A 19,308-nucleotide genomic window follows, 5' to 3' on the forward strand; every position below is an offset into this window, starting at 1 on the left:
GCCGGCCCCCTCACGATCGAGGGGGCCGGCGTTGGCGTGTCGGCGTTGCCGTGTCGACGTTGTCGTCTCGGGCCCGTCAGTTCACCGACGACCTCCGGCGCAGCACGAGCACGACCGCGCCGGCCGCCAGGATGGCGACGGAGAGGAACGCCAGCGGTGCGCCGCTCGAGACACCCGTGTCGGGCATGTCGTCGATCGGGTCGCCGCCCGAACCGCCGGCAGAGTCGCTCCCGGACGCCGCTCCGCCGTCCTGGTCGGCGCCGGCGTCGGAACCCTGGTCGGTTCCAGAACCCTGGTCCGTGCCGGCGTCGGAACCCTGGTCGGTTCCAGAACCCTGGTCCGTGGTGCCGCCACTATCGCTGCCGCCCGCGTCGGCTCCCTGATCGGTGCCGTTACTGTCGTCGGTGTCGTTACTGCCGTCGGTGTCGTCGGTGTCGTCGGCGCCGGTGTCGGCTCCCTGATCGGTGCCGTCGGTGCCGTCAGTGCCGTCGGCGCCGGTGTCGGCTCCCTGATCGGTGCCGTCAGTGCCGTCGGTGTCGTCACTGCCGTCACTGCCGTCGCTGCCGTCGGTGTTGTCACTGCCGTCGGCACCCTGCGGCGAGACCGTCACCACGGTGACGACCTCGAGCACGGTCGCCGGATCGGACTGGGCCACGCCGTCCGGCAACTCGAACGAGCCGGTCGCGGTGTAGTCCGCAGCGACGGTGCCGTCGTAGTCCGAGATGTCCCACGTGAGGGCGACGTCGTGGTCGGTGCCGTCGCTGTCGGTGATCGTCGTGGCGGCGGGCAGTGCCGCGCCCGCGTCGGACTCGCTCGTGCCGGACGGCAGGATCACGGGCTCGACGCCGGTGACGTCGGTGATCGTCGGCGTCTCGACCACGTCACAGGTGTCGGGGTCCACCTCGAGCGGCGGAAGCGGATCCGGGGTCTCGCCGTTCACGCCGTTGACGTTCAACTCCGCGAGGGAGCCGAAGTTCGCGCTCGTGTCGGAATAGGACGACACCCACACGATCTTGACGTGCTCGGTCGTCACCTCCCGCGGCAGCTCGATCGACTGCAGGTCCCGGTTGTTGGGCATCGTGCCGGACGCCACCGCCTCGGCTCCCCACGTGGCGCCGTCCTCGGAGACGTAGACCCGATAGTCCTCGAGCTGACCGTTGGTGTTGCCGGACTGCCGCGGCAGCAGGTTCAACGTGATCTCGGAGTACTCCGACCCGAGGTCGACGCTCAGCCACGGCTGCTTGTCCGGCTCCGGCTGGGACCACTGGCTGTGCCAGATCGTGTCCGGGTCGCCGTCGACGGCCTGGTCGACGTGCGAGTACTCGCTCGCCTCCTGCCAACTGGAGGCCGCCACGGTCAACTCGGCCTGATCGATGCGAGTCCGCGTCGACGGCACGACGGTGAGGTCGAGGTCACGCGTCACGGTCCCGTCCGGGGTCGCATAGGTGACGGTCACGGTCGCCGAACCGGGGGCGGCGTCCTCGGGGACGGCGATCGTGAACGTGTACTCGCCCGGCCCCTCGACCCGAGTGCACGCGGGGCCGACCACCCAGCCGTCACCCGCCGCGAGGCCGAGCGTGCCGCCCGCGACCTCGCCGTCGAGAGTGACGGTCACCTCCGGCTGCGCGCCCTGCTCGACGCTCGTGGGACCCGTGAGGCCCATCGTCGTGAGCGGCTCGATCGTGTAGGTCGTGCCGGCCGCGCCGGTCCACGTGGCCTTGCCGTCAGCGACCTCCACCTCGACCGGGGAGCCGGCCCCGAGGACCCGGATGGGCCCGGTGATCAGCGGCGAGCGCACGCTCACCTCGCCGCTCGCGTCCGGGGTCACCCGCAGCTGCGTGCCCGTGCCGTTCGCCCAGGTCGCCCCGATCGTCAGCCCGCCTGCGCCCCGGAGGCCGTCGACCGAGCCGTCGCGCCACGCGCCGGGCAGCGCCGGGAGGATCTCGACGCCGTCGGCATTCGACTGCACGAGCATCTCGGCCACACCGGAGGCGGCCCCGAAGTTCCCGTCGATCTGGAACGGCGGGTGGGCGTCCCACAGGTTGTCGTACGTCGAGTTCTTGAGCTGCTCGCTCAGCATCTTGTGGGCGTGGCTGCCGTCGCCGAGGTTCGCCCAGAAGTTGATCTTCCACGCCTTCGACCAGCCGGTGCCGCCGTCGCCGCGGTCCGTGAGCGTGACCTCCGCGGCCTCGGCGAGCTCGGGGGTGTGCGCCCAGGAGATCGCGTTGCCGGGGAAGAGCGCATACAGCTGGGAGACGTGCCGGTGGTTCGGGTCGGTCGCGTTCACGGAGTCGTCGATCGCGACGTCCTTCCACTCGAGGATGCGCCCGGAGGTCTCGCTCACGTGCAGGCCGCTGTCGAGCTGCGCGAGCGTGCCGGCGACCTCGTCACGGAAGGAGGCGTCGACGTCCAGGATCTGGCCGGCCTCGACCACGGCGGTGAGCAGCTCGGTCGCGAGCTGCTGGGTCATGGCCGCGCCCGCGGTGAACGGGCCGTGCTCGGGGGAGTAGGACGGGCTCGCCACGAGCGAGCCGTCGCGGCCGTCGACCGTGAGGTAGTCGAGCCAGAAGTCCGCGGTCTTCCTGAGCAGCGGATAGGCCGTGTCGGCGAGGAAGGCCTCGTCGCCGGAGTACAGGTACTGACGGAACACGTCGATCGCGAGCCACGCGTTCGCCTCCGGGAACCAGAACGCGGTAGCCCAGTCGTGCACGCCCGTGAAGCCCCACGGCGTCGTCTCGTTGTTGACCATCCAGCCGTCCATGCCGAGGATCGCCTCCGCCGACGCCGCACCCGCGGGAACGAGCGACTCGATGTACTCGACGTAGGGGGTGTACGTCTCGGCCAGATTCGTCGACAGTGCAGGCCAGTAGTTCATCTGCAGGTTGATGTTCGTGTGATAGTCGGCGCCCCAGGGCGCCCCGGTCGAGTTGTTCCACACGCCCTGCAGGTTCGCCGGCAGCGGCGAATTGTCGCGCGAGGAGGAGATGAGCAGGTAGCGCCCGTACTGGAAGAACAGCGTCTCGAGCGTGCGGTCGCGGTCCGTGGCGCCCGTGTACCGGCTCAGGGCGGTGTCGGTGTGGACGTCGATCGGGGCGCCCTGCAGGTCGAGGGCGACGCGGTCGAAGAGCTCGTGATAATCCGCCTCGTGGGCGGCGCGGAGCGCGTCCCAGCCCTTCGCTGCGGCGGCATCGACGGCGGCGGTCACCCGGGCGACGTGTGCGGCGGGGTCCGCCGCGCGGTAGTCGGGGTAGACGGGGGCGTACTCGGTGCCCCCCGAGAAGATCAGGGTCGCGGAATCGGCGCCCGCGACGATCACGTCGGAGCCGGAGTCGGTCACGGACCCGCCCTCGGCGAGCACCTGGATCTGACCGTTGTAGGCGAGGCCATTGCCCGGCACCTCCCCGGAGAGGGTGAGGCGGCCCTCCTCGGCGGTCACGGTGCCGCCGTTCATCTGCGAGCGGTAGGTGGCGGTGAAGTCGATCGCGCCCGCGGCGTCGGCGGTGAGGTGGGCGACGATGACGTCGTCGGGGTAGGAGGCGATGTACTCACGGGTGAAGGTGACCCCGTCGACGGTGTACTCCACGGTCGAGACCGCATCGTTCAGGTCGAGCGCGCGCTCGTAGTCCTCGTACCCCTCGGTGCCCGGAACGTCGAGCAGGAGTTCGCCGAACGGCTGGTAGCTGCCGTATCCGGTCCTCGGCTTGCCGAGCTTCCCCGCCACCCAGCTCGGATCCGCCTGCCCCTCGGCCTCGATCTTCGCGCGGACGTCGTCGAGGGCGTTCGGGCGGGTCGACCGGTCGTAGTTGCCGTAGTCGTACCCGGCCACGCCGGGTCCGCCGCTCCACAGGCTCTTCTCGTTGAGCTGCAGCCGTCCCTGGGCCACGCCGCCGTAGATCGATGCGCCGAGGGCGCCGTTGCCGATGGGCAGGGTCTCGGTCTCCCAGTCGGTGGCCGGCTGGCCGTAGGTCAGCCGGAGCGGAACCTCCGCTGTCGGGCCGGCGGCCGCGGCGGCGGGTTCACTGAGTTCACTGGGTTCACTGAGTTCGCTGAGGTCACCGGGATCGGCGGGCGGGGCCGCCTGCGCGGCGAGCGTGCCGCCGAGCACGAGGGCCGCCGTGGCGACCGAGGCCGCGACGAGGCCCCGGGCCGGCGAGTGGGCGAGGGTGGGAAGGGACATCATGTCTCCGAGCAGTGCGTCATTGGACGAAGTCATCGTATGTTTAAACCTGCTCGTTTGGCTAGTCCGACCGAGGAATCGCCGCCACGGCGCGGCGTGCGACGACCGATCGGCCGCCCCGGAGGCCTCAGTCGTGACGAGTTCTGCATGCTTGAATGAGGATCGAGCATCGCGACGATTGATTTGTGCATCATGAGATCGATCGACGTCATGGCGGGTCGTGCGCCCGTCTGTGGCTGTGCGTAACTGAGTAGATCTGTTGACGTCGGATGGATGGGCCCGCTAGCGTGCAGTCCCATGCTCACAAGACATACCGTGAGGACTGCAATGGCTGCACTCCTCGCCGCAGGCACCGTCGCCGCACTGACCTCCGGAGCCGTCGCCGCACCAGGCGACTCCGCCGACACCGATGCGGGGGCGATCCACGTCGATTGCGCCGGCGCCACCGACGGGGTGGGCACCGCCGACGACCCGCTCGGTTCGATCGCGGCGGTCAACGCTCTCGACCTGGACCCGGGGCAGCAGGTGCTCTTCAAGCGCGGGGTCACCTGCCTCGGGCAGTTCGCGCCCGTCGGGCAGGGCACGGCCGCCGCCCCGATCGTGGTCGGCGACTATGGGCAGGCGAGCGGGCGTGCGGTGATCGACGCGGATGGCGCGACCAATGCGGTCCTGCTGAAGAACAACGCGTTCCTGCACCTGACCGACCTCGAACTCATCGCCCCCGGCGACAACACGGAGGTGCGGCGCGGCGTCTACGTGTACGGCGAGGACGGCGGCACCCTCGCGGGCGTCCGGCTCGAGGGCCTCTACATCCACGACGTGCGCGGCCAGCTCCCGTACCTGGTCGAGCCGGGGAACGCGGCAAGCTTCAAGGGCAAGGGCCCGAACGCGTCCGGCGCGATCATCGTCGACGCCATGGGAACCGTGACCCCGACCGCATTCGACGATCTGACCATCGTCAACAACCGCATCGACGACGTCGATCGCCAGGGCATCTACTTCTGGTCGAACTGGTGCCGTCGACCGGAGCTCAACCGCTGGAGCGAGCTGTGCTCCGCCCCATGGTTCCCCCACACCGACGTGCTCGTCGCGGGGAACACGCTGACGAACGTCGGCGGTGACGGGATCGTCATCACCGGCACGATCGGGGCGACCGTCGAGCACAATCTCCTCGACGGGTTCAATCGGCGCTCTCGTTCCTACAACGCGGGCATCTGGACCGCCAACTCCGAGCGGGTCCTCATGCAGTACAACGAGGCGAGCCACGGCGAGGGGCTCCTCGACTCCCAGGCATTCGACATCGACCACGCCACCCGCGACGTGGTGGTGCGATACAACCTGAGTCACGACAACGACGGCGGATTCCTCCTCACGTGCCCGGACGCCTGGGGCACGTACGACTTCCGCGTGTACGGCAACATCTCGATCAACGACGGCGCCCGAACCTTCCAGCACGGTTGCGGCAACGGGCCGATCTACGGCGGAAAGATCTTCAACAACACGTTCTATGTCGACGACGTCGCCGCGACGATCTGGTCGGACAACGGCATCCGGCCGGACGTCGAGATCTTCAACAACATCTTCGTCGCCACGGACTCCGGAACGTTCGACTTCGTCAAGCCCGCGGACGGCCTGACGATCGACCACAACCTCATGACCGGCTTCAGCGCCCCGGACGCCGCCACCGACACGATCACCGGCCGCGCCGACTTCTTCGATCCGGGCGGCATCGACGCGGCAGACTACCGGCTGGGCCCGGACAGTGACGCCCTCGGCGCCGGCGTCGCGGTCGACCTCGCCCCGCTCGACTACTTCGAGAATCCGGTTCCCGCCGAGAGCCTCAACCTCGGTGCCTACCAGGGGCCGGGTCTGGAACGCACGGAGGCGAACGGCTGCACGATCGGCCTCGAGGCGCCCGCCGCCCCCGTGGTGGACGGAACGGCCACGATCGAGTTGCGGGTGAGCAATCCCTGCGACGCCGCCATCGCCGGCGGCGCGGCGATCGAGGCCACGATGTCGCCGGACTTCACCCTGTCCGGATCGCCGGTGCTGCCCGCGCTGGCCGCCGGGGCCACGGACGTCGTGCCGGTGACGATCGCCGTGCCCTCGACCATCGAGCCCGGGACCTACCCGGTGACGATGAGCGCCCGGACGGTCGCCGTCACCTCGACGCTCACGGTCTCGAACTCCTGGCACGTCTACGCGCGGGAGGACTTCGACGGTTCGGCCGACCTGCCGACCGGATGGACCGCCACCCATCCGGGCGACACCCAGATCGTCGCGTCGGACGGTGGCCGCGCGGCGCGTCTCGACCGGGTCGCGGGCGCGACCAACGCGGTGCGCTGGAACGTCGCCCCGGGTGAGGCGCCGGTCCGGGTGACGATGCGCGTCAAGGCGGCGCAGGTCGACAACGCGCTCGGCATCCACGTGCTCGATTCCGACGGTTCCCCGGTGGCGCGCCTGTCGATGGCCGACACCGGGCTCTGGGCCTACACCGACGGCAATTCCTTCGTCGACGCCCCGACGAGCTACGCGGCCGACGAATGGTACGACCTGTCGATCATCGTGCACGGTGCGGAATACGAGGCGTTCGTCGACGGCCGGTCCGTCGGGCGGGGAGCCACGACGGGCACCGGGATCCCGGCCGCCCTGCGAGTGCAGATCCCCAGCAGCGCGACCCGTGCGGGTCACTTCCTCCTGGACGACGCCTCCTTCGCGAGCGCGGTGACCGAGAGCGACCTGCGCCCGCCGGCACCGGTCGAGCCGGCCGGCGCGACCGACCCGGCGGTGGAACTGCAGCGGCCCCAGGCCGTCGAGGCCGGACACAGCCTCGGGCTCCTGCTCTCCGGGTTCCGCCCGGGTGAGCGGGTGGCAGTCACCGGACCGGAATCGTCTGCCGTGGGCGTCACCGAGCCCGACGGCACGGTCCGGATCGCACTGCCGATCCCGGTCACCGCCGCCGGCGGCGCGATCGACGTGACCGTGACCCAGGACCAGTTCGGCGAGGCGCTCACTCTCACCACGAACGCGACCGTCGTCGCGGCGGAGCCCCCGAGCGAGCCCGACACGTGCTCCGCCACGGGCGAGGACTTCGAGGGCATGACCGCGGGCGAGGCCCCGACGGGATGGACGACCGCCGGCGACCCCGAGCCCGTCGTCACCGGCGAGGACGGGCACCGTGTGCTCGCACTCACCCGTGATCCCGCGACCACCGGCCTCGTGTTCGCGCTGTGCGACATCGGCGAGCAGGCGGAGCCGGTCACCGTGCAACTCGCGGTGCGCGCGAGCACGAACGCCTCGGCGCTCGGGATCCACTGGCTCGACGCCGCGGGCACTCCCGTGCTCCGGACGAGCATGAACGAACTCGGCACATGGAGCTACACGAACGGAGACGCCTTCACCGACACCGCGACCCCGTATACGGCCGGCGAGTGGCACGTCGTGGACCTGATCATCGCCGACGGCTCCTACGAGCTGCGGGTCGATGGGGCCGCGGTCGGGGGCGGATCGGTGCAGAGCGGCGCACCCGGTGCCCAGCTGCGGCTGCAGATTCCGTCCTCGGCGGTGACCGCGGCGACCTTCGAGATCGACGACATCGTCTTCGGCGGCGAACCGTACGATCCGGACGGCGGCTCCGACAGCGGAGCCGACGTCGACGGTGGGTCCGACAGTGGGGCCGGTTCGGATGGTGGCTCCGATACCGGGGCCGGTTCGGATGGTGGCTCCGACACCGGGGCCGCTTCGGACGGAGCCGTCGATGCGGGAACGGATGGTGGCTCCGACACCGGGGCCGGTTCGGACGGTGCCCTTGACGGTGGGGCCGATGTCGATGGTGGCTCCGATACCGGGGCCGGATCGGATGGTGGCTCCGACACCGGGGCCGGAACGGACGGTGGCTCCGACACCGGAGCGGGTTCGGACGGAGCCGTCGATGCGGGAACGGACGGCGGTGCCGACACCGGGGCCGGTGCGGACGGAGCGCTCGGCGGCGGAGCCGATGTCGATGGTGGATCCGAGAGTGGGGCCGGTGTGGAGGGCGGTGCCGGGTCGGGAACGGACGGCGCCGTCAACGCCGTGGCATCCGCATCGGCATCCGGCACGGACACGGATCACGCCCCGGACACGGATCACGGCCCGGACGCACCCGGCGCAGGTACTCCCGCGATGCCCGAGACCGGAGTGAGTGTCGGGATGACGCTCGCAGCGATCCTCCTGCTCCTCGGCGCCGGCGTTCTCCTGCGCCGCGCCCGCACCGCCTGATCGGCGGAGCGGGTGGCCCCGACGTCGCCACGTGGCGTCGAGGCCACCCGCTCCCCTCCTGCTCACTCCTGGTAGGTTCGGGACGTGCCCATCGACATCCTCGCGGTGATGAAGCATGCCGCGGACACCGTGATCATGCCGCGCTGGCGTTCCCTCTCCGACGATCAGGTGGAGGAGAAGAACCCCGGGGACCTCGTGACCGTCGCCGATCGGGAATCCGAGCAGGTGATCACGGCGGAGCTCCGCTCGGCCCACCCGAAGGCGATGATCCTCGGCGAGGAGGCGTACGCGGCCGATCCGGGCATCCTCGAGGACTTCCAGCGGGCGGAGCACGCCTTCACGGTCGATCCGATCGACGGCACCTCGAACTTCGTGCACGGCTCGCGGGACTTCGCGGTCATGGTGGCCGAACTGCGGGCCGGCGACGTCGTGCGTTCGTGGATCTGGCAGCCGGCCCACGGGGCCGCCTACGAGGCCGCGGCCGGAGCCGGCGCGACGAGGAACGGCGCGGTGCTCCCGCGGCGCGAGCTCGACCCCGACACCGCGACGTGGCGCGGGGCGACCGCCCGGCGCGGACTGCTCGCGCGCGACCACGTGCCGCTGGCGCAGCTGCGGGAGGCCGCCTGGTGCTGCGGGGTGGACTATCCCCACGTGGCCACCGGCGACCTCGACTACCTCGTCTACTCGAAGGTCTGGCCCTGGGATCACGCCCCCGGCTCCCTGCTCGTGCGCGAGATCGGCGGGCGCAGCATCCGCAAGGACGGCTCGAGCTATTCCCCGGCCGCCCCGATCGGGCGGTGGCTCCTCGCGGGGGCGGACGCGAGCGCCCCCACGGCGCTCTCCTACCTCGAGGCGGACCTCACCGAGGAGAACTAGCCGCCCGCGAACGGCGGCAGCACGTCGACCGTCGCGCCGATCGGATCGGCCGGCTCGGCGGCCTGGCCGTCGACGAGGAAGGAACACAGCTGGATCACCCCGGCCAGTCCCGGGTGCTCGGCGATCATCGCATCGCGCAGGTCGGCCACCGTGGCGGCCTCGGCGACGGTCAACGTCTCGGCCGTCACACCGGCCGCATCGGCCGCCGCGGCGAAGTAGCGAACCTGGATCGTAGCCATGGCCCCATCATGCCAGTCCGGCGCCGGGTGGGCCCGTCTCGCGCCGTTGCGCGATTCGGTCGCGAGAGGTCAGACGTCTTCCGTACACTATTCCCCATGGCACTGACTGACCGCGCGATCGGCGAGATCAAGGCGATGATCCAGGCCGGGGACCTCCAGCCCGGCGACCGGCTCCCGCCCGAGGGCGAACTGAGCGAGCGACTCGGCCTCTCCCGCAGTTCCCTGCGCGAGGCGGTCAAGGCGCTCGAGGCGATGCGCGTGCTCGATGTGCGCCGCGGCGACGGCACGTACGTCACGAGCCTCGAGCCGCGCCTCCTGCTCGAGGCGATGAGTTTCGTGCTCGACTTCCATCAGTCGCACGCCGTGCTCGAGGTGTTCGAGGTGCGGCGCATCCTCGAGACCTCCAGCGCCGCCCTCGCCGCGGATCACGCGACGCCCGAGCAGGTGGCGGGCCTGCGCGAGTCCCTCGCCGCCTCCCGTGCGGCCTCCGACATCGAGGATCTGGTCGAGCACGACCGGGACTTCCACGCCCGCATCGCCGACTCCACCGGCAACGGCTACCTCGCCGGTCTCCTCGGGACCGTCTCGGACAAGACCGTGCGCGCGCGGATCTGGCGGGGGCTGACCCAGGACCGGGCCGTGGACAAGACCCTGGCCGAGCACGAGGCCATCATCGCCGCGATCGAGACCGGCAATTCCGAGCTCGCCCGCGCGCTCATGCTCGTGCACGTCGCCGGCGTCGAGGACTGGCTGCACGCCAACGTCGACGACTCGACCGGGCAGGTAGCCGAGCCTGAGTCCGTCGAGCCCGAGTCCGCCGAACCCGACGAGCCCGAGGGGGCCGACGGGACGGGGCTCGAGGGAGCAGGCGTCAGCGGGCACCGAGCTCGATGAGCAGGACGCCGGCGGCGACGAGTCCGATCCCGACGGCCATGAGGCGCGTGAGCGGCTCCCGGAACAGGACCATCGAGAGCACGGCCGTGAGGGCGACGCCGGTGGCCGTCCAGATCCCGTAGGCCACCCCGAGCGGCATCCCCTCGCCGAGCGCCAGGCTCACGAGGGTGAAGGCGAGCAGGTAGCCGACCGCCACCATCGCGTACCAGCCCCGGCCGCGGTCGATCGCCAGGCGCAGCGCGACCGTGCCCGCGACCTCGAAGACGATGCCGGCCACGAGGAAGGCCCAGGCGAGCGCGGTCATCGAACCTCCCCCGATCCGGTGGCCCCGGTCCCGGTCCCCCCGGGCTCGGCCGGGCCGGACGGGCCGGACGAGCGCGCGGCGGCCTGCGAGCCCAGTTCGATGCACAGCACCCCGGCGATGACGACGAGGATGCCGGCGATCATGAGCGGGGTGAGGGGCTCCTCGAACAGGAGGGTGGACAGGGCCGCCGTGAGCGCGACGCCGCAGGCACCCCAGATGCCGTAGCCGACGCCCAGTCTCATGCCCGCCCGCAGCGACAGGCTGAGGAGCGCGAAGGCCGTGAGGAAACCCGCGACGACCACGACGTAGAGGCCCGGACGGTCGAGCGCGCCGCGCAGGGACAGCGAGCCGGCGACCTCCGAGCCGATCGCCCCGGCGAGGAGGTACCACGCCCGCGGCGCCGGGGACCGGCCGCTCATCGCCGCCCCGTCACGAGCCGCCGCCCGTCGCGAGCCGCCGCGCTGCTGTCACGAGCCGTTGCCCGGGGCGTGCGACTGCGCCGCGACGGACACGACCCCCTTGCGCAGGATCACGTTCCCGTACGGGCGCAGCTCTCCCGTGCGGATGATTGCGGACGCCGCCCGCGCCCGTTCGTAGAACTCGAACCGTTCCACGAGCTCGACCCGGTCGGCGGGCACGCCCGCGGCCGCGCGCAGCTCACGCTGGACGCCCACGTCGATCCCCGGCTCGGCCTCCATGAGCTGGACCGAGGGCCCCTCGTAGTCGTCCGCGGGCACGACCGTGCGGACCGCGGTGAGCACCTGCGGCGAGGCCAGGCCCGGCAGGTCGAGGGCGTCCGCCGCGAGCGTGTGGGCCGGGAAGTTGGCGTCGGCCACGACGAGCGAATCGCCGTGGCCGAGCTCGTCGAGCATCCGCAGCACCCGACCGGTGAGGATCGGGTGGATTCCGGTGAGCATGTCAGGTCCAATCCGTGGGCAGTCCGTAGACGCGGGTGGCGGTGCCGGAGCAGATCGATCCCCGGTCCCTCGCGTCGAGGGTAGCGAGGAGTCGGTCGCGGCGCGCGACGTCGTCCGCGAGCGCCGCGTCGCCGCCGAGCATCGGCATCGGCCAGTCGGATCCGAGCATGAGCCGGCCCGGCCCGAAGGCCTCGAGGGCCACGTTCCAGGCCGCGTCGAGCACGCGGGCGGGCAGCAGCCGCCCGCCGTGGTGCAGGCCGGAGACCTTCGCCACGACGTTGTCCTGCTCGGCCGCGGCCCGCAGCTGGGCCGCCCACTCGGCGAAGGCGCCGGCCTCGGCGGGCGGCTTGCCGAGGTGGTCGATCACGACCGTCAGCCCGGGCAGGTCGGCGGCGACGCGCGCCGCCTGGTCGAGGTGGCGGGGGAAGGCGTCGGGGACCTCGAGGGGCAGCCCGGCGCCGGCGAGCAGGGCGAGGGTCTCGCGCGCCGCCGCGCGGTCGAGCACGCCCGGATCGGGATCGGCGTGGATGAGCTGGCGGATGCCCACGAGCCTGCCGCCGGCGGGCCGCCCGGCATAGCGGGCCAGCTGCGCCGCGGCCTCCTCCGGATCGGTCAGCGGAACCCAGCCCACGACGCCGAGCACCCAGTCGTGGGCCGCCGCGACGGCGAGCATCGCGTCGGTGTCGGCGCGGGTGTCGTCGGCCTGCACGAGGATCGCGCCGTCGTAGCCGGCCGCCTCGTGGAATGCGCGGGCCTCGGCCGGGCCGATCGTGCGGTGGAGCGGGCCGAGCTCCGGGGTGATCCACGTGTAGCCGCCGCCGGCGAGGTCCCACAGGTGCAGGTGCGCATCGATCGTCCTCATGCCGGGATGAGCCCCTCGGCCGCGAGGTCGGACCACAGTCGGTCGGGCACGGGCACGGCCATCCGCTCGTTGTTCTGGGCCACCTGCTCGAGCCGGCTGATGCCCACGACCACGGCGGCGACCGCCGGGTGCCGCAGCGTGTACTGCAGCGCGGCGGTGGGCAGCTCGACGCCGTGCCGGGCGCACACCGCGGCGATCGCGACGGCCCGCTCGTACAGCTCGGGCGGCACGGCACCGTACTCGTAGCGGCCGCTCCGCGAGGGCGTGGCGCGCGCGAGCAGGCCGGAGTTGAAGATCGAGGCGGTCACCACGCGGACATCCCGTTCCAGGCACAGCGGCAGCAACTCGGCCGCGGCGCCCTGTTCGAGGAGCGTGTAGCGGCCGGCGCACATGAGCACGTCGAGGTCGGCCCGGCGCACCGCCGCGACCATCGCCGCTGTGGACATCGAGCCGACGCCGACCGCCTCGACGATCCCCTCGGCGCGGAGCTGCTCGAGCGCGGGAAGCGCCTGGTCCAGCGCGGCGTCCAGCCCGATCTCGGCCTTGTCGGGGTCGTGCAGGTAGGCGATGTCGATGCGGTCGAGGCCGAGTCGTTCGAGCGAGTCCTCGATGCTGCGGCGGATGCCGCCGGCGGTGTAGTCCTGCACGCGCTCGTGATCGGCCGGCACGTGGAAGTCGTTGGCCAGGTCGAGCGCGCCGGTCGGGTTGCTCACCGGCGTGAGCAGCCGGCCCACCTTCGTCGAGAGCACGAACTCCTCCCGCGGCTTCGTGGCCAGGAACGCGCCGAGGCGCCGCTCCGAGAGACCGAGACCGTAGTGCGGGGCCGTGTCGAAGTAGCGCATGCCGGCGTCCCACGCCGCCTCGGCGATCTGGTGGACCTGCTCCTTGGACCGTTCGGCGAAGAGGTTCCCGAAGCCGGCGGCGCCGAAGCCGAGGCGCCCGTCGATCGAGGTGAGCGCGTTCATGTGACAGCCTTTCGGGGGCGGCGGCGGTGTATTCGCGGGTGAGTGCAGATGTTCGCAGATGGTCCGTGGACGGTCGAGGGAGCGGGCACGCCGGGGCGCGACGCGGCCGGGCGAGCGCTCCTACGCGGGGCGGAGGGCGTCGTCCCCGAGCTTCGCCGGCGGCAGGAACGTGTTCGCCAGGATCGATTCGGCGCGCATCTCCATACCCGTGCCCGGCGCCGACGGGGCGCGGTAGCGGCCGCGCTCGATCACTGTCGGAACGACGAAGTGCTCGTGGAGGTGGTCGACGTACTCGATCACCCGGCCCTCCATGGTGCCCGTGACCGCGACGTAGTCGAACATCGACAGGTGTTGGACGGCCTCGCACAGCCCGACGCCGCCCGCGTGGGGGCAGACGGGCACGCCGAATTTGGCGGCGAGCAGCAGGTTGGCGATGTTCTCGTTCACCCCGCCCACGCGCGCGGAGTCGATCTGCAGGTAGGACAGGGACTTCGCCTGGAGCATCTGCTTGAACACCACCCGGTTGGCCACGTGCTCGCCGGTCGCGACGGGGATGGGGGCGATGGCGCGCGCGATGGCGGCGTGGCCGAGCACGTCGTCGGGGCTCGTGGGCTCCTCCACCCAGTGCGGGTCGAACGGGGCCAGGGCCGTGATCCAGCGGATCGCCTCCGCCACGTCCCACCGCTGATTGGCGTCGACGGCGATGGGGAAGTCGGGGCCGCACACGTCGCGGGCGATGCGCATGCGGCGGACGTCGTCGTCGAGGTCCGCGCCGACCTTGAGCTTGATCTGGGTGAACCCCTCGGCGATCGCCTCCGCGCAGAGGCGGGCGAGCTTCTCGTCGGAGTAGCCGAGCCAGCCGGGCGAGGTGGTGTAGGCGGGGTAGCCGGCCTGCTCGAGGTGGGCGACGCGCTCGGCGCGGCCGGGTTCGGCGGCCTCGAGGATCTCGAGGGCCTCGTCGCGGGTCAGGGCGTCGCTCAGGTAGCGGAAGTCGACGAGGTCGACGAGCTCGGCCGGGCTCATGGTCGCGAGCAGCTTCCACAGCGGCAGGCCGGCGCGCTTGGCCTTGAGGTCCCACAGGGCGTTGACCACGGCGCCGATGGCCATGTGGATGACCCCCTTCTCGGGGCCGAGCCAGCGCAGCTGGGAGTCGCGGGTGAGCAGGTCGGAGGCGGCCCCCAGATCGGCGAGGAGCTCCTCGACGTTGCGGCCGACGATGTGATCGGCGAGTGCCTCGATCGCGGCGAGCTGGACGTCGTTGCCGCGGCCGATCGTGAACACGAACCCGTGCCCGGCGTCGGCGGGGTCGGGGGTATCGGTCCGGATCGTCAGGTAGGCCGCCGAATAGTCCGGGTCGGGATTCATCGCATCCGAACCGTCGAGGCTGAGGGAGGTGGGGAAGCGGACATCCGCGAGATCAACGGCGATGATGGTCGACATGGCTCTTCTCTACACTGATTCAGGGCCTTCCAGCGGATGCACGCAGCCCGGGACACGACCAGCTTAGACATCTGATGTTTAAGGGTCAAGCGTCACGACTGCCGAGGGATCCGTGAGTATCATGGCTGAGAGTTCCGATGTTCGGCGGCGGGGCCGTCGCTCACACGAGGAGGTACGGATGCGATTTGCCCGACTCGGCCCACAGGGGTCGGAGATTCCCGTTCTGGTGACGGAGGAGGCCCATTACGATCTGCGGCCGATCACCGCCGATATCGACGGCGAGTTCCTCGAGCACCGGCAGGGCGAGGTGGCCGCCGCCCTGGCCGCCGGCACGCTCGAGACCATCGACCCGGCCGGACTGCGGATCGGCGCGCCGATCGCCCGCCCGACGGCGATCGTGTGCGTGGGGATGAACTACGCCGCGCACGCCGCGGAATCGGGGAGTGCGCCGCCGGAGCTCCCGGTCATCTTCTTCAAGCACCCGAACACGCTCGGGGGACCCGACGATGCCGTGGAGATCCCCCGGGGAAGCGAGAAGACCGACTGGGAGGTCGAACTCGCGCTCGTCATCGGCAAACGGGCCAGTTACCTGGACTCCGTGGCGGAGGCGGCCGATCACATCGCCGGCTACACCGTGGTGGACGACCTGTCCGAGCGGACGTTCCAGCTCGAGGTCTCCGGCGGGCAGTGGTCGAAGGGCAAGTGCTCGCCGGGATTCAGCCCGACGGGCCCGGTGCTCGTGACCGCCGACGAGGTGGACGCGGGCAACCTGCGGCTGCGTTCCTGGGTCAACGGGGAGCCGCGCCAGGACTCGGTCACCGCCGACATGATCTTCGACACCCGCTACATCGTGTGGCACCTGAGCCAGTTCATGGCGCTCGAGCCGGGCGACCTGGTCATCACCGGCACGCCGCAGGGCGTGGCCCTCTCGGGCCGGTTCCCGTACCTGAGCGCCGGCGACGTGGTCGAGGTCGAGATCGAGGGCATCGGCCGCCAGCGGCACGCCTTCGTCGAGGTCGGCTCGGCCCCGATGGCAGGAGGGGCGGCATGAGCGGCATGAGCGCAGAATTCGCAGGCCTGGTGGCCGTCGTGACCGGCGGAGCCAGCGGCATCGGAGCGGCCATCGCCGACGCGCTCGCCGATCGCGGCGCCCGGGTCGCGGTGCTCGACCTGAACCCGGACGCGAGCAGCCACAGCGCCGACCATGCCCCCCATGCCCCCCATACCCACCGTGGGTACACCGCCGACGTCGGCGACGACGCCTCGGTGCGGGCCGCGATCGCGGCCGTCGCCGAGGAGTTCGGCGGAATCGACATCGTGATCAACAACGCCGGCATCGGCGCGCAGGGCACGATCGAGACGAACGACGACGACGAGTGGCATCGGGTGTGGGACATCAACGTGCTCGGCATGGTGCGCGTGGCCCGCGCGGCCCTGCCGCACCTGCGCCGGTCGGCCGCGGCGGCGATCGTCAACACCGCCTCGATCGCCGCGACCGCCGGCCTGCCGCAGCGGGCGCTCTACAGCGCCTCGAAGGGTGCGATCGCCGCGCTCACCCGCGCCATGGCGGCCGACCACCTCGGTGAGGGCATCCGCGTCAACGCGGTCTCCCCGGGCACGGCCGACACCCCCTGGATCGGCCGGTTGCTGGCCAAGGCGGACGATCCGGACGCCGAACGCGCCGCGCTCGAGGCGCGCCAGCCGCACGGCCGGCTCGTCTCCCCCGCGGAGGTGGCCCACGCCGTGCTCTCCCTCGCCTCGCCGCTGGCGACCTCGACGACCGGGGTCAACCTCGCCGTCGACGGTGGCATGCAGGAACTGCGACTGCGTCCGCGCTCCTGAGCGCACCCGAGCTCAGCACCCGCGGCCGCTACCCGGCCCGCCGGTCGATTCCGTCGAGCAGCTCGACGGAATCGGCCCCCGGGCGGGGGCGGGGCGGAATGAGGAGGAGCTCCCGGGCCCGCGCGACGGCCTCGGCGCGGTTGTGCACCCCGAGCTTTCGGTAGGCCGACCGCAGCTGGGACTTGACCGTGTTCGTCGAGATGAACATCCGGCTGGCCGCCGCCGCGAGCGGCATTCCCTCCGCGAGGAGGGTCAGCGCCCGCTGCTCGCTCTGCGAGAGCTCCGGGACCGGGGGAGTGGGCGTGAGCGCCGTGTCGAGCCGGTCGAGCTCGCCCCACCACATGAGCTCGCGGAGCCGGGGGGCGGACCGGACGATCCTGGCCAGGTCCGCCGTCGGCACGAGCCGGAACGGATGCAGGAGCTCGTGCGCGCGCGCGATGAGGAGCGCATGCTCCAGCTCCGCGGCCGCCTCCCCGGACCGATCGAGCCGGACGAGGGCGCAGGCCCGGACGAGGGCGCGGGTGACGTTGTCGCGTGGCGTCGGCTCCGGCTCTCCACCCGGTCGGTGTTCGGTCAGCACGAGGGCGTCGCGGGCATCACCCAGGCAGAGCGAGAGGCGGGCCCGGGCGGTACGCAGGGCCGGATGGGTCGGCATCACCTCGGTCAGCACCTCGTGGCAGCGGGCGAACTGCTGGTCCGCGATGAGCGCCGCAGCCAGCGTCGCGAGCGTCTCGACGGTCACGAGGGAGAACGACTCGCGCCGGGGGATCGAGGCGAGGTGGCGCTGCAGCGCCACGACCCGTGCGCCGCGGCTCGGCGCGCCCGTCGACTGCGCGCGCGGAAGGCCTGCGGACACCGGGGCGTCGAGCAGGGCGAGCCAGTCCGCGGACATGTCGTACCCGCCGGACATGTCGGACCTGTCGGACCCGCCGGGCCCGTCGGACAGAGCGGCGACGGACATGACGCCGGTCGAGTCGGCTGGGTCGGTCGGGTCGGCTGGGTCGGTCGGGTCGGTCGAGTCGGTCGAGTCGGCCGGTGGGTGCGGGTCGACCGCGAGGGTGTCCCGGGCGATGAGGAGAGAGGCGGCCCGGCGGAGCGCATCCGCCTCGGGTGCACTCGATCCGGCGAGCCACCGGCGGGCGTCCGCCGTGGCGCCGTACGCGGCGTAGGTCAGGGCCGCCGTCGCCGCGGCCCGATCCGACAGCGCCGCGTCGCCGAGCAGGTCGGCGTGGGCGGTCGCCTGCCGGGTCATCCCGGCCACGCTCGAGGGACTGTCCATCGCGCCGAGGCGAGCCACGATCCACTCGAGTTCGATGCGCGTCGACTCCACCGAGGGTCGAGAGGCCGGCCGGGGCCCGCCCTCGGGCTGGAGGCGGGCGCGCAGGAGCTCGAGGCGGGTGTCGCCGTCCGGATCCGACCGGTCGGCGACCGCGAGGGCCCGCCGCGCCGGGCCGTCGTGCGCCGTGACCTCGAGCCACGAGCCGCGCAGGAGGGCCCGGCAATGCGCTTCGTCCCCGGCGCGGGCCGCGTGCTCGAGCGAGCGCCCGATGCTCCCGTGCCGTTCGTACCAATGGGCGAGGGCGCTGTGGAGCTGCCGGAAGGCGTGGGGGTCGGTTTCGGCCAGGGCGTCGGAGAGCGCGTCGCGCACGGTGCGGGTGAGGTGACCGTCGGGGCCGAGGAAACCGTCCGAGCGGAGCCTGCGCAACTCGTTCGTGGGACCGGCGTCGTGACCGATGAGCAGCCGCATGATCTCGCCGTCCGGCCGGCTCGCCAAGGCGATCCGCATCGCGTCGTGGATCGTCGAGTCCGCGGCGCTGCCTCGTGCGAGGATCTCCACGTACTCGCAGACGCGTTCGCGCGCATCCGCGGACAGCGGCCACGAGTCGTCGTGTGCGAGCAGGAGGCAGCGTACGAGCGCCGGCCAGCCGAGCACCTCGTTGGCGAAGTGCCACGCCGTCTCGGGGCCCATCGTGATCCCCAACGCGCGTGCCATGGTCTGCACCTCCGCACCGGTGAGCCGCAGCTCGGGGGCCCGGCAGACCAGGCCGTCGGCCTCGACCTCGGCGAGCGTCTCGATCGGGCGTTCGGACTCGCTCGTCACCAGCACGTGCAGGTATTCGTCGCTCGTGGCCAGGTCGACGAGGGCGTCGTCGACCGAGGGGGAGGTGACCAGGTGGAGGTTGTCGACGACCAGCCAGCGATGCTCGGTGCGCCCGTCGGGGGTGAGGGGGCGGTGGGTCCCGGTGGCGCCGCACAGCCGCTTCGTCGAGGCCGAGAGCAGCGCCGTGAACTCGGGCTCGGCGGTCTCACGGGTCAGGGTGAGCCAGTCGAACGTGTGCTCGTCGCCGAGGGAGCGCAGCCAGGCCGCGGCGGTCGTCGTCTTGCCCCATCCGCGGGGCGCTCGGAACACGACCATGGGCGCCGTCCGTCCGAACACCGGGAGCGCTCCCGGTGCCGGCGTCGTGAAGAGGCGCGAGATCCGGGGTAGGGCCCGGCCGCCCGCGATCGCTGTGGACATGGGACGTACCTCCG

At 71.9% G+C, this 19,308-nt stretch carries 14 protein-coding genes; 5 read left to right on the top strand and 9 right to left on the bottom strand.

The genetic code is table 11. From position 1 onward, the window contains the following. Positions 1–76 precede the first annotated feature (76 nt). Positions 77–4,213 carry a glycoside hydrolase N-terminal domain-containing protein gene (locus tag GCE65_RS02315; RefSeq protein WP_153877232.1) on the bottom strand — a complete coding sequence of 1,379 codons (4,137 nt, stop codon included), beginning with the start codon at positions 4,211–4,213 and terminating at the stop codon, positions 77–79. Between the two features lie 291 nt (positions 4,214–4,504). Here GCE65_RS02315 and GCE65_RS02320 point away from each other — a divergent pair, with 291 nt between their 5' ends. Beyond that, positions 4,505–8,437, top strand: a complete 3,933-nt coding sequence (locus GCE65_RS02320) for a right-handed parallel beta-helix repeat-containing protein (RefSeq protein ID WP_194928786.1) — start codon at positions 4,505–4,507, stop codon at positions 8,435–8,437. Positions 8,438–8,521: 84 nt separating this feature from the next. Beyond that, positions 8,522–9,313, top strand: a complete 792-nt coding sequence (locus GCE65_RS02325; RefSeq protein ID WP_228760071.1) for an inositol monophosphatase — start codon at positions 8,522–8,524, stop codon at positions 9,311–9,313. Here the strand turns inward: GCE65_RS02325 and GCE65_RS02330 are convergent. After that, on the bottom strand, positions 9,310–9,552 hold the full coding sequence (locus GCE65_RS02330; RefSeq protein ID WP_152817281.1) for a MoaD/ThiS family protein: 243 nt from the start codon (positions 9,550–9,552) through the stop codon (positions 9,310–9,312). The genes GCE65_RS02325 and GCE65_RS02330 overlap by 4 nt on opposite strands. Before the next feature lie 96 nt (positions 9,553–9,648). Between GCE65_RS02330 and GCE65_RS02335 the strand changes: the two genes are divergently transcribed. Continuing rightward, the gene (locus GCE65_RS02335) at positions 9,649–10,446 is read left to right on the top strand and encodes a FadR/GntR family transcriptional regulator (protein ID WP_153877234.1); all 798 of its coding nucleotides are present in this window, start codon (positions 9,649–9,651) and stop codon (positions 10,444–10,446) included. Here GCE65_RS02335 and GCE65_RS02340 read toward each other — a convergent pair. From GCE65_RS02340 to GCE65_RS02365, 6 genes are all read right to left on the bottom strand, one after another. Continuing rightward, positions 10,424–10,750, bottom strand: coding sequence for a multidrug efflux SMR transporter (locus GCE65_RS02340; RefSeq protein ID WP_153877235.1), 327 nt, complete (start codon positions 10,748–10,750; stop codon positions 10,424–10,426). The genes GCE65_RS02335 and GCE65_RS02340 overlap by 23 nt on opposite strands. Then, entirely contained in the window at positions 10,747–11,169 is a 423-nt protein-coding gene (locus GCE65_RS02345; protein WP_153877236.1) for a multidrug efflux SMR transporter, read from the bottom strand. Before GCE65_RS02345 ends, GCE65_RS02340 begins: the two co-directional genes overlap by 4 nt. A gap of 48 nt (positions 11,170–11,217) precedes the next feature. Next, on the bottom strand, positions 11,218–11,667 hold the full coding sequence (locus tag GCE65_RS02350; RefSeq protein ID WP_153877237.1) for an RbsD/FucU family protein: 450 nt from the start codon (positions 11,665–11,667) through the stop codon (positions 11,218–11,220). A gap of 1 nt (position 11,668) precedes the next feature. Further along, positions 11,669–12,529 carry an amidohydrolase gene (locus GCE65_RS02355; RefSeq protein WP_153877238.1) on the bottom strand — a complete coding sequence of 287 codons (861 nt, stop codon included), beginning with the start codon at positions 12,527–12,529 and terminating at the stop codon, positions 11,669–11,671. Continuing rightward, positions 12,526–13,494, bottom strand: coding sequence for an aldo/keto reductase (locus GCE65_RS02360; protein ID WP_153877239.1), 969 nt, complete (start codon positions 13,492–13,494; stop codon positions 12,526–12,528). The genes GCE65_RS02355 and GCE65_RS02360 overlap by 4 nt, the downstream gene beginning before the upstream one ends. 120 nt (positions 13,495–13,614) lie before the next feature. Continuing rightward, entirely contained in the window at positions 13,615–14,934 is a 1,320-nt protein-coding gene (locus tag GCE65_RS02365) for an enolase C-terminal domain-like protein (protein ID WP_153877240.1), read from the bottom strand. Positions 14,935–15,112: 178 nt separating this feature from the next. On the opposite strand from GCE65_RS02365, the gene GCE65_RS02370 reads away from it, so the two are divergent. Next, a complete protein-coding gene (locus GCE65_RS02370) occupies positions 15,113–15,985 on the top strand; it encodes a fumarylacetoacetate hydrolase family protein (RefSeq protein WP_153877241.1) in 873 nt (290 codons plus the stop codon). Positions 15,986–15,990: 5 nt separating this feature from the next. Continuing rightward, complete coding sequence (locus tag GCE65_RS02375) at positions 15,991–16,776, top strand: SDR family NAD(P)-dependent oxidoreductase (protein WP_153877242.1); 786 nt, start codon at positions 15,991–15,993, stop codon at positions 16,774–16,776. A 28-nt stretch (positions 16,777–16,804) separates the two neighbouring features. On the opposite strand, the gene GCE65_RS02380 is transcribed toward GCE65_RS02375, so the two are convergent. Next, positions 16,805–19,294 (bottom strand): LuxR C-terminal-related transcriptional regulator, encoded by a 2,490-nt coding sequence (locus GCE65_RS02380; protein ID WP_153877243.1) that lies wholly within the window; start codon positions 19,292–19,294, stop codon positions 16,805–16,807. Positions 19,295–19,308 lie beyond the last annotated feature (14 nt).

The sequence above is a fragment of the Pseudactinotalea sp. HY158 genome (assembly GCF_009660225.1).
Taxonomy (GTDB): domain Bacteria; phylum Actinomycetota; class Actinomycetes; order Actinomycetales; family Beutenbergiaceae; genus HY158.